We start from the raw sequence: 11,923 nt of genomic DNA on the forward strand, positions 1-11,923 counted from the left end.
TAACTAACGATCCACATCTGACATAACAAAATCAATACTACCTAAATACGCAATCAAATCAGATATTACCCCACCCTGAATTACTGAAGAAATCTGTTGTAAATGAGGAAAACTAGGAGTACGAATACGAGTACGATAACTCATTGTTCCACCATCACTAATTAAATAATAACTATTAATACCTTTCGTAGCTTCAACCATCTGAAACGATTCTCCAGGTGATATCACCGGGCCCCAAGAAACATGAAGAAAATGAGTAATTAATGTCTCAATGTGCTCTAACATACAATCTCGCAATGGCGGAGTAGTTAATGGATGATCAGCTTTAAAAGGACCTTCAGGCATATTCTCTAAACACTGTGTTAATATATTTAAACTTTGATAAATCTCTTCTACTTTTAACATCACTCGAGTATAACAATCACTAATACCATTACCTAATGGTATTTCAAAATTAAAGTTTTCATAACCAGAATAAGGACGACATTTACGTACATCAAAATTAATACCAGTAGCACGTAATCCTGCACCAGTCACCCCCCAATTTATTGCTTCTTGAGCAGAATAACAAGCAACACCACAAGAACGACGGCGTAATATACTATTTTTTAATGCTACTTCAATATACTTATTAATTCGCTTTGGTAACCAATTTAAACATTCTCTTAACACAGTATCCCAACCAATTGGTAAATCATTCGCAACACCACCAATACGAAACCATGCTGGATGCATGCGCGCACCAGTAATCATCTCAATCACATCATATATTTTTTGGCGATCAGTAAATGCCAAAAATACTGGTGTCATACCACCTAAATCTTGTATGTAAGTACTAATATATAATAAATGACTATTAATACGAAATAATTCAGATAACATTACTCTAATAACCTGTACTCGAGCAGGAACAACAATATCAGCTAATTTCTCCACCGCCAATATATAAGGCATTTCATTAACACAGCCTCCAAGATATTCAACCCGATCAGTATAAGGAATGTAACTGTGCCAAGATTGACGTTCTCCCATTTTTTCAGCACCTCGATGGTGATAACCAATATCAGGCAAACAATTAAGAATCTCCTCACCATTTAATTGTAATAATATACGAAATATTCCATGCACCGAAGGGTGATTAGGGCCTAAATTAAGAAACATGAAATCTTCATTTATATTGCTACGCACCATCCCCCAATCTTCTGGTTGAAATACCAAAGACTCCATCTCTTGAATTTCCTTTTGTCGAGTCAACACGAAAGGATCAAATTCTGTAGCCCTCGCGGGATAATGTTTTTGCAAAGGATGACCTTCCCACGTCTTTGGAAGTAATATTCGAGTTAAATAAGGATGCCCATCAAACAATATCCCAAACATATCCCAAACTTCTCTCTCATACCAATTAGCATTAAAAAATAAATTAGTGATCGTTGGTAATGACATAGACATCTCTGACACAGCTACTTTAATTATAATATCACAATTACGTTCAATAGATATTAAATGATAAAACACAGTAAAATCCATTACAGGTAATACATCCTGTTTCTGTTTATAAACCCGCAACCTTTCATCTATTCCATGTAAATCATATAACATATTATAGGGTTTTCGTAACCCCTTTAAAAATTTTAAAACTATGATAAGTTGATTACGATGTACCCAAAGTACTGGACAGCCGATCAGAGTATCCTGTAGAACACCAATATCCTTCCCGAAATGATTAAATAATTCTATAACTAACAGATCGTCATAACACTTCATTATCAAAACAATCTCTAATATGAATAACGATACTCATCATTAACACTGATAAATATATAATATACATTAATTCATTACCCACAACTATACATGACTATCACACCAACCATCACTGCATAACATAATAACAACCCAATACAAAAAACAAAGCAAACACATTTCTAATAATAATACACTAATCACACTAATCATTAACATCTGATGGAATAGTTCTAGAACGTTTAACATATTTCTTAGACTTTAAATTTGCGCGATACACCCCTTGATCACCAATAATCCAAGATAAAGGGCGGCGTTCTTTACCAATAGACTTTTTTAATAACAATAAAGCATCGATATATGCCTCTGGCCTAGGAGGACAACCCGGTATATAAATATCAACAGGCAAAAATTTATCGACACCTTGAACTACAGAATAAATATCATACATCCCCCCAGAATTTGCACAAGCACCCATAGAAATTACCCATTTAGGCTCTAACATTTGATCGTACAATCGTTGAATAATTGGAGCCATTTTAATAAATGGGGTCCCGGCAATAACCATGAAATCCGCTTGACGAGGAGAAATACGTAACACTTCTGAACCAAAACGTGCAACATCATGTACTGAAGTAAAAGCAGTAGTCATTTCCACATAACAACAAGACAAACCAAAATTATAAGGCCATAACGAATTTCCACGGCCCCAATTGATTATATTATGTAATGCATACATTACTTTTCCAAAAAATACACTACGTTGAAGATATTTCTCCAATGGATCATCAGTCACTAAACTCCTTGAACTAAAAGGATAAGCGCTTTCATTATTAAAATTCTGAGATACATGTGTAAGAGTATAACGCATCTTAATATTCCTTAACCTAAATCATATGAGTATATTTATTACAATAAATATCATCAACACTAAAATAATATACCTATAAAAAAACACGCTCAATATTATGTCTAAATATATCACTTAATATACAAAATTAATACACCATTAATAAAAATCTTATTAAACAGTAAATACCAAAATCACCAAAAATATAAATAACACCCTACAAACACATTATCATTAAAAACTCTTTTTCCAATTCAAAACATCCATGAAAACTAAATATATTAAACCTAATAACAAAATAAAAACAAATACTACAACTTCCATCAATCCCAACCAACCAACCTCACGAATCACAATTGACCAAATATAAAGATACAAAGCTTCAGCATCAAAAATAATAAAACACATCCCAAGTAAATAAAATTTTATTGAAAATCGTAATCGAGCGGTTCCAATCGGTCCTATACCTGATTCAAAAGGCTCATTTCTCGAATGAGAGGATACAGAACGACCACCTAATAAATACCCCATTAACAACATAACAACAGATAAAAATAAAATACTAAAAAAAAATACAAAAAAACAAACACTATGAATATTAATCGACGGAATAAATAACATTTTTACTAAATTCCTAGCATACGAACATTAAATATACTAAACGTCAGAAACATATACACCCCACAAATTATAATTATTTTATTGATAAAATAACGACAACAAAATTAAATATAGTGCATTACAATTATAATTGTACATGTATCATGAAATTTATCAACCAAATCAAACAGAACCATTGCACACATCAACATTAACCCACAAATACAACCAAAAAAACTGAAATATTTAAATAAAAAGTTTTGATTGTACCAAAAAAATCAATAAAACAAACTATTTCATCAAACACATAAATAAAATAATTAACTAAAATATCTATAATATAAAAATATTTTTGAACATACTATCTGCATTGCATAGCAGCATAGCATATATACCTTATCTCAGTTGTGAATATTTGGCAATTGTCTTATCTTACCAAAAAGACCACTTAAAGAATACAAATCATCTAATAAACATTCTAAATCCTTTTTTACATAACTCGGACCAACAAAAATACGAACAAGCTCCCCTGATTTAGGCTCGCGAGGAGATATATATACTAAATAATTATGCATTTTTAACTTATCAACAATCTCAAACACTTTTTTAGAATTTCTTAAAGCACCTAATTGTATCACCCAATAAACCCGATCTTTTGCTAAATCTAATTCTAAAATCGTAGTAGTACTTGTTATCACATCAGAATTTAACAAAACACATGATTGATGCATTATTTTATCCAATAAAATACTAGCACTATCACATATTTTTTTTTTTATATTACACATTGAAAAAATATTTAAACACTCATTTTCAATGCTAATGTTCTTAAATAAGAAAAAAAATAAGTTAAATGAATTATCTATTTTACCTAATGATGTATCATTGAAAACTTTACATCCAGAACTCTTAACTTCTCTAATTGATTTACAATACTCAATTTCAGAAATTAACGGAAAATTACAATACGAATCTTCGGTAAAAATCTTATGACCATTATGTAATACTAACAACATAACTACAGTATTTAAAATGAAAAAAATAATAGAAAAAAACTTTATTTTTAAAATACACTCACCTAAACATATTTAATGTATTAATTGAAGTACCGGAGCTACAGTATGAAAAGAACCAAAAACAACTATACAATCCTCAACATAAGCATCCAATAATGCCTGATTAAAAGCATCACAAACATTAACAAATTCTCGAAAAACTGAAGTAGTATCTTTCATACAAGACACTAAATGGGATGAAGAAACTCCTAATGAACAATTTAAAGACACTAAATACCATACTGGCATTAATTCATCAAATACACGCAAAGTATCAAAAATATTTTTGCTACTTAACATACCCACGATTAATCTAAATCTTCCTAATACATTCATCATTTTCAATCGTCCAAATAAATAATTAGCTCCGTGAGGATTATGCGCTACATCCAAAATTACAACAGGGCGCTCTGAAACAATTTGAAAACGCCCAGGCAACACAGCTGTAGTTAAAGCATAATCTATAGATTTCCTAGAAATTGAAAATGGTAAACAAGAAATTGTAGCCAATGCTACAGCAGCATTTTCTATAGGAATATGGGGAAATGGTAACAAATCTAAAACATAATATTGATTCCACCATCGCCATGTTTGTTTATTAATCTCTATATTAAATAACCAATCATCATATTTAATAAACGGAACAGCACCATACCAATCAAATATAATGTTTCTCAAAATATTATGATAACTGAAATCACCTACTATAGCAGGCTTACCAGATCGAAAAATACCAAACTTCTCTTTTGCAATACTCATATAATCAGTGCCTAATAAATCGGTATGATCAATTCCAATATTAGTAACTACAGATACATCAGCATTGATAATGTTAGTAGCATCTAATCTACCCCCCACGCCAACCTCAAGAATCACCACATCTAATTTTGCATGTTTTAACAAATATAAACTTGACAAAGTAGTAAACTCGAAATAAGTCAATGATACAGAACGCACTCCTTCGATAATAGCTAACGCTTGAATATGTAACGACTCCAACAAGAATTGTCCGTTAATGCGTACCCGTTCAACATAAGACAATAAATGTGGAGAACTATAAACACCTACACTCATACCATGACGCAACAAAATATTCTCTAACAAACAACATGTAGTTCCTTTTCCATTTGTTCCTCCTACAATAATCACAACAGGTGCAAGATCTAATAAATCAAGTTTAATTGCAATATCTTGAACACGATCAAGTCCCAAATCAACAGATTTAGTATGCAAATTTTCGATATAACATAACCAATCTTGTAAAGATAATATCTTGTCCATAAACACTACTACGATATATAAAAATCAAATATACACACCAAAATAACCATCAAAACTACATTATTAGCTAACCAATAATATACACTATTTTAAATAAACAACACATAATAAAACTGACATTCTAATAACATTATATTGAACATTTCTTATAAACCTTTTGGTTTGGGATGCTGAGTCAGCTTGGCCAACAAATTAGCTACACGAAACCGCATCTCCGGCCTACGTATAATCAAATCAATCGCACCTTTTTCTAATAAAAATTCGCTTCTCTGAAACATATCAGGCAATTTTTCACGTACTGTTTGCTCAATTACTCTCCGTCCAGCAAAACCTATCATGGCACGAGGTTCAGCAATATTCAAATCACCCAACATACCTAAACTAGCTGAAACCCCACCCATAGTAGGATTAGTTAATACAGAAATATAAGGTAAACACCTCTCATATAACTTAGCCAATGCAGCACTGGTTCTCGCCATTTGCATCAAAGATATCAATGCTTCTTGCATACGAGCTCCACCACTTGCGGAAAAACAAATCAATGGACAATCATTTTCTAATGCTCGATTAACTCCACAAACAAAACGAGCACCAACCGCTGATGACATAGAACCACCAATAAATACAAATTCAAAAGCAGCAACCACCACCTGCATACCATATAATCTTCCCTCCATTACTACTAACGCATCTTTTTCATTAGTAACCTTTTGAGCAAGAAGTAAACGATCTTTATATTTTTTTAAATCCTTAAATTTTAAAATATCCCGAGGTTGTAAATCTATACCTAATTCTAATCCTGTCCCAGTATCTAAAAATGATTCTAAACGAACACGAGCCGATATATTCATATGATAATCGCACTTTGGACAAACTTCCAAATTTCTCTGCAATTCAGCACGATACAAAAGCTGATTACAATCAGTACACTTGGTCCATATTCCTTCAGGAACGCTCGATCTACGAGCTAAAATAATAATATTTTTATTAAATACACGCTCAATCCAACTCATAATCTAATATCCATACCATAATTTATTTAACATATAATTCAATATATAAACGTAACAACAAAATACTATTGCCTTATTAAAATATTATAGATACAATTTTACAAAAAAAATAATTCTTTATAATTATCTCTAACATCTGGGAAAAAATAATACGATGGATATTCTATTTTTATCAAATACAAACCATCGGAAGCAATCATTGTTCCTGCCAAAGATCTATCTCGTAATAATAATAATTCAGTAATCCAACCTACTGGACGATTACCACAACCCACTTCAACTAAACTACCTATAATATTACGAATCATATTATGTAAAAACGCATTAGCTTGAATTTCAATGATTACATAATATCCATATCGAAATATTGATAAAAAATGCACATTACGATAAAAAGATAATGATTGGGATTTTGAAGTACAAAACGATGAAAAATCTTTTTCCCCTAATAAACATTGAGCTGCATCCCTCATTTTTTCAATATTTAAAAATTTTTTATAATAACCAACTCTTTTGGTAAATAAAGCTGATCGAGTATCAGAATTATAAATAATATATCTGTACCTTCTTGATACAGCACTAAATCTGGCATGGAAATATATATCAGGTGACTCAATAATCCAACGAACAACAATATCAGCAGGCAAATTGCTATTAATGCCAGACATCCATGAAAAACATGATCGAAAAATATTTGTATTAAAATGAACGACCTGACACACAGCATGAACACCAGTATCAGTTCTACTAGCACAAAAAACATTTACTGCTTCATTGGCCACTACCGAAATTGCATTCTCCAGACATTCTTGAATGGTCAACACATCTTTTTGACGTTGCCAGCCAAAATAAGCAGAACCATTATATTCTATTCCTAATATTAACTTCATTAAAAAAATATATATCCTGCATACAGCATATTAAAAAAACTTTAACAATCATTAAAAATGATAACAAAAAATTTTATAAAAATATCACATACAAAACTGTTATTTAAATTACAAACCAATAAAACAACACTTCGAATCACATAAAATCATCAAATATATAAAAACATATAAATACACAAAAAAACTAATATCAAAAAACATATAATCATACAATGCTATATATTATTAAATAACAATCTCATTAATCTCTTCAAATAATTAATTACATAATCACAACCTTACAAAATATGTCAATAATCAAAAACCTAAACCAAGAACATCAAATAAAATCAAAACAAATAAATTCTATAAATATTATTTTTAACTTGGAAAATATATTCTCTACAATGATAAAACCATTAAATACATATACTATTAAAACCAAGAGCTTTAAATCTTTCAACAAAAACACTCTTAGATGATTTCACGCAAATCGAAGACCATTCTCTACGACTAATATATTCTTGACGCAATTGATCGAATACATTAGGCTGACCAATACTACAACGCAATCTGATATCATCAATAGTAATATTATATATAAAATTCGACAAACAAAACAAAATTTCTTGATTAATATCTTCATATATCTCAAAATAATCCGTGATAGAAAATAATGATGGAATATAATTATTATATTCATTATTAATACCCAAAAAAACTTTATAAGCATCAAATATCTGCATTATACCCCGGATTTTTCCTTCAAATGTAGAACCAGCAATATGTGGGGTGCCAAGATCAACAAAACGCAATAATGGCCATAGTAATTCAGGTTCATTTTCCCAAACATCTAAAATAACACTTAATTTTTTACCACCCTTTAATGCTTCCCATAAAGCAAAATTATCAAAAACAGAACCACGAGAAGTATTGACTAGCACTCGAATATCCGACAATGATTCTATTACATCAGCATTTACCATATGCCATGTAGCATATGGACCATCTACAACTAATGGGACATGAAAAGTAAGAATATCTGACTCAGAAATAACTTTTTCAAAAGAACAAAAATCACTATAATTATCACTCGATTTTACTAACAATGGATCACATAACAAAGTGGAAACCCCAAAAAATCTAAGCTTTTTATACAAATAATTACCAATGTTGCCTACTCCAATAATCCCAATAACTTTATCACATAAAAAAAAACAATCACGTTGTGCCAACCACAACAAAGCAGAAAAAACATACTCCGACACAGCAATAGCATTGCATCCCGCCGCTGATGCAAAGGCGATAGAAGAATTCAACAAATAATCCTGATCCACATGATCAACCCCTGACGTTACTGTACCAACAAATTTTACCGAAGTATCCAGCAATAATTTATCATCTACCTTAGTTATCGATCTAACTATTAACGCATCTGCTTTTCTTAAAGAATCACAAGTAATGTCACGACCAGATAATAATTGAACATCACCAAATTGATTAAATAACTCATAGGCATACGGAATATTTTTATCTATTACAATTTTCACATCAACCCTAAAACATTAACAACTATTAATATAAAAATTCAATCAAAAATTACGATCTTACTACAATATTTCATATCACATTCTAAACTCTTAAAAAAATCTACTAACTATATACATGATTACATTCCACATTCTATCCATACAACATATAAATAAAGACCTCAAACAAAGCAAAGTATATTAAAATTATAACACTACAACATAAAATATGTTACACGTACTTACTGACTAATATAAATGATTACTAAAAAAATTAGTTCAAAAATAAAAAAACTATCCTAATTATCCAACAATTAAAACAACTGTAATACACATGTAAGATGAAACACAATCTCCAAATCTTCAAAAAAAAATTTTAACTTAACAATCACAACTTAATTAGTTTTAAAAAAACCCTCAAAATGAACAACCATATATTTTGAAATATAAACACATCAAACATACTTTATGATTACCGCTATTCAACATATTTACGCATTACTAATGTAGCATTAGTACCACCAAAACCAAAACTATTAGTCATTACCGTTACTAATTTACAACTAGTAGGTACAGTAATTAACTTCATACCACGTACTCGAGGATCCAAATTATGAACATTAATACTTGGAGCAATAAATCCATGTTCTAACATTAATAATGTAAAAATAAATTCATGAACTCCAGAGGCTCCCAATGAATGTCCAGTCATAGACTTTGTAGAAGAAAATGCAGGATGATAATTACCAAAAATTTCACGAATAGCCCACAATTCTTTAATATCACCTATCTCAGTTGATGTTCCATGCACATTAAGATAATCCACTTGATGAGTGTCAACATTTTTCAAACCCATTTGCATACAACGCACCGCTCCTTCTCCAGAAGGAGCAACCATATCTACACCATCAGATGTAGCACCATAACCAACAATTTCCGCATAAATATGAGCATCACGCATTAAAGCATGACCCAGCTCTTCCAAAACAACAATACCACCACCACCAGCAATAACAAAACCATCCCTATTAATATCATAAGGACGCGAGGCTTTTTCTGGAATATGATTATATTTAGTAGATAAAGCCCCCATTGCATCAAACTCACATGCCATTTCCCAACACAACTCCTCACCGCCACCAGCAAAAACAAGATCTTGTTTGCCTAATTGAATTAATTCAACAGCATGACCAATACAATGAGCAGAAGTTGAACAAGCAGAACTAATAGAATAACTCACTCCCCGAATTTTAAAAGATGTAGCCAAACAAGCTGATATACCAGAAGCCATAGACTTAGTAACCATATATGGACCAACCCCCCGTAAACCTTTTATGCGCATACCATCTGATCCAGCCACTTGATTGCGAGGAGAACCACCGCCAGAACCAACAACTAAACCTGTTCTATCATGAGCAATCATCTTATAAGATAAACCAGAATCTAAAATCGCTTGCTCCATAGACAAATAGGCATACACAGATGCATCACTCATGAAACGCATGATTTTACGATCAATTAAACCTACAGTATTTAATTTAACGTTACCCCAAATATGACTACGCATCCCCGATTTTTTTAACTCTTGAGAAAAAGTAATACCAGATCGACCTGTTTGTAAAGACTCCAACACCTCACTCTGATTATTCCCAATACTTGAAATAATACCTAATCCAGTAACTACAGCACGTTTCATTTTCGAATACCTCTATAATTAATAATATTCAATAATTTTATAAGTATCAAACGTGCACCTTACCCTATCCAGAGAAGAAGAACGAACAGTCTATCTAAAAAAATAAAAAAATATTAAAAAAAAACAATATTAGCTATAATTAATATGAATAAAAAATAAATAAATTAGTAAAACAAAAAAAACAATTATTGCATTATTGTACATTAATAAAAACTATAAATATCATCTTATATAAAAACCACAAATTTTATTATTAAATTAACCAGTATAAAATAAAGTCTAACAAAAATACACAAAAATAAATAAAGATTGACAGTCTATGAAAAAAAATATAATCAAAGAACTACGTACTATATTAGATTTATTACGATGGACTGGTAGCCAATTTAATGCGTCACCAATCTGTTACGGCCACGGAACCAATAATTACTGGGATGAATCACGACACTTAGTGCTACCAAGTTTACATCTACCAATAGAATCACCACAAATAATTTATCATGCAAATTTAACATCATACGAAAAAAATCATATAATCAAACAAGTAATTAAACGTATAAACATGCGTATTCCGGTACCATACTTGACTAATCTAGCCTGGTTTTGTGGTTTAGAATTCTACATTGACAAACGGGTTTTTATTCCCCGTTCACCACTTGCTGAACTAATTAAAACGCACTTCAAAAATCTACTACCTCAAACACCGAAACATATTCTTGATATGTGCACTGGCAGCGGATGTATTGCTATTGCCACCGCTATTCATTTTCCAAACTCTGAAATAGATGCAATAGACATTTCAAGTGACGCATTAAAAATAGCAGAACATAACATTAAACTTCATAACCTTGAAAATAGAATTGTTCCTATCAAATCTGATTTATTCCATGATGTCCCAAAACTAAAATATAATTTGATTTTAGCGAATCCACCATATGTTAATGAATTCGATATATATAAACTACCAAAAGAATTTTTATTCGAACCAAAAATAGCACTATGCGCAGGAAATGATGAACTACAAATAATTAAAAAAATTTTGTATAATGCTGATCAGTATCTTAGTCATGATGGTATTTTAATTTGCGAAGTGGGTAACACAGACACGCAATTAAAAAAAACATACCCTAACATTCCATTCCACTGGATTACCTGTCAACATGGAGGACACGGAATCTTCATGCTGACATATAAACAATTAATTACAAACAAAAACATTATACACACCCATGTATAATATAAAAATACCGACTAAAATTAACATTTAAATAGAACACTGCTTATACA

At 30.9% G+C, this 11,923-nt stretch carries 10 protein-coding genes; 1 reads left to right on the forward strand and 9 read right to left on the reverse strand.

The features are described from left to right. Window positions 1–3: 3 nt before the first annotated feature. The 9 genes from nuoC to fabB all read right to left on the reverse strand — a co-directional run bounded on the left by nuoC (window position 4) and on the right by fabB (window position 10,636). Window positions 4–1,764 (reverse strand): NADH-quinone oxidoreductase subunit C/D, encoded by a 1,761-nt coding sequence (gene nuoC, locus BTURN675_RS02405; RefSeq protein WP_046288947.1) that lies wholly within the window; start codon window positions 1,762–1,764, stop codon window positions 4–6. Between the two features lie 184 nt (window positions 1,765–1,948). After that, on the reverse strand, window positions 1,949–2,614 hold the full coding sequence (locus BTURN675_RS02410) for a NuoB/complex I 20 kDa subunit family protein (RefSeq protein WP_046288948.1): 666 nt from the start codon (window positions 2,612–2,614) through the stop codon (window positions 1,949–1,951). A 213-nt stretch (window positions 2,615–2,827) separates the two neighbouring features. After that, the gene (ndhC, locus tag BTURN675_RS02415; RefSeq protein ID WP_052722619.1) at window positions 2,828–3,214 is read right to left on the reverse strand and encodes an NADH-quinone oxidoreductase subunit A; all 387 of its coding nucleotides are present in this window, start codon (window positions 3,212–3,214) and stop codon (window positions 2,828–2,830) included. 380 nt (window positions 3,215–3,594) lie between these two features. Further along, on the reverse strand, window positions 3,595–4,209 hold the full coding sequence (locus BTURN675_RS03180; RefSeq protein ID WP_052722621.1) for an SPOR domain-containing protein: 615 nt from the start codon (window positions 4,207–4,209) through the stop codon (window positions 3,595–3,597). A gap of 72 nt (window positions 4,210–4,281) precedes the next feature. Next, window positions 4,282–5,529, reverse strand: a complete 1,248-nt coding sequence (gene folC, locus BTURN675_RS02425; protein WP_046288949.1) for a bifunctional tetrahydrofolate synthase/dihydrofolate synthase — start codon at window positions 5,527–5,529, stop codon at window positions 4,282–4,284. A 146-nt stretch (window positions 5,530–5,675) separates the two neighbouring features. Further along, window positions 5,676–6,542: an acetyl-CoA carboxylase, carboxyltransferase subunit beta gene (gene accD, locus BTURN675_RS02430; protein WP_046288950.1), complete on the reverse strand. Its 867-nt coding sequence runs from the start codon at window positions 6,540–6,542 to the stop codon at window positions 5,676–5,678. Between the two features lie 98 nt (window positions 6,543–6,640). Further along, window positions 6,641–7,432 carry a tRNA pseudouridine(38-40) synthase TruA gene (gene truA, locus BTURN675_RS02435; RefSeq protein ID WP_046288951.1) on the reverse strand — a complete coding sequence of 264 codons (792 nt, stop codon included), beginning with the start codon at window positions 7,430–7,432 and terminating at the stop codon, window positions 6,641–6,643. 398 nt (window positions 7,433–7,830) lie between these two features. Beyond that, window positions 7,831–8,961 carry a 4-phosphoerythronate dehydrogenase gene (locus tag BTURN675_RS02440; protein ID WP_046288952.1) on the reverse strand — a complete coding sequence of 377 codons (1,131 nt, stop codon included), beginning with the start codon at window positions 8,959–8,961 and terminating at the stop codon, window positions 7,831–7,833. A gap of 457 nt (window positions 8,962–9,418) precedes the next feature. Continuing rightward, window positions 9,419–10,636 (reverse strand): beta-ketoacyl-ACP synthase I, encoded by a 1,218-nt coding sequence (fabB, locus tag BTURN675_RS02445; protein ID WP_046288953.1) that lies wholly within the window; start codon window positions 10,634–10,636, stop codon window positions 9,419–9,421. A gap of 319 nt (window positions 10,637–10,955) precedes the next feature. Between fabB and prmB the strand changes: the two genes are divergently transcribed. Beyond that, window positions 10,956–11,873, forward strand: a complete 918-nt coding sequence (gene prmB / locus BTURN675_RS02450) for a 50S ribosomal protein L3 N(5)-glutamine methyltransferase (protein ID WP_046288954.1) — start codon at window positions 10,956–10,958, stop codon at window positions 11,871–11,873. The last annotated feature ends 50 nt before the right edge of the window (window positions 11,874–11,923 follow it).

The organism is Blochmannia endosymbiont of Polyrhachis (Hedomyrma) turneri, from assembly GCF_000973505.1.
Classification (GTDB): Bacteria; Pseudomonadota; Gammaproteobacteria; order Enterobacterales; family Enterobacteriaceae; genus Blochmanniella.

Excerpts from the sequence above, each read along its gene's own strand:
- BTURN675_RS03180 (WP_052722621.1), bottom strand. The coding sequence starts at position 4,209 with ATGTTGTTAGTATTACATAATGGTCATAAGATTTTTACCGAAGATTCG.
- BTURN675_RS02410 (WP_046288948.1), bottom strand. The coding sequence starts at position 2,614 with ATGCGTTATACTCTTACACATGTATCTCAGAATTTTAATAATGAAAGC.
- prmB (WP_046288954.1), top strand. The coding sequence starts at position 10,956 with ATGAAAAAAAATATAATCAAAGAACTACGTACTATATTAGATTTATTA.
- truA (WP_046288951.1), bottom strand. The coding sequence starts at position 7,432 with ATGAAGTTAATATTAGGAATAGAATATAATGGTTCTGCTTATTTTGGC.
- ndhC (WP_052722619.1), bottom strand. The coding sequence starts at position 3,214 with ATGTTATTTATTCCGTCGATTAATATTCATAGTGTTTGTTTTTTTGTA.
- nuoC (WP_046288947.1), bottom strand. The coding sequence starts at position 1,764 with ATGAAGTGTTATGACGATCTGTTAGTTATAGAATTATTTAATCATTTC.
- accD (WP_046288950.1), bottom strand. The coding sequence starts at position 6,542 with ATGAGTTGGATTGAGCGTGTATTTAATAAAAATATTATTATTTTAGCT.
- fabB (WP_046288953.1), bottom strand. The coding sequence starts at position 10,636 with ATGAAACGTGCTGTAGTTACTGGATTAGGTATTATTTCAAGTATTGGG.
- folC (WP_046288949.1), bottom strand. The coding sequence starts at position 5,529 with ATGGACAAGATATTATCTTTACAAGATTGGTTATGTTATATCGAAAAT.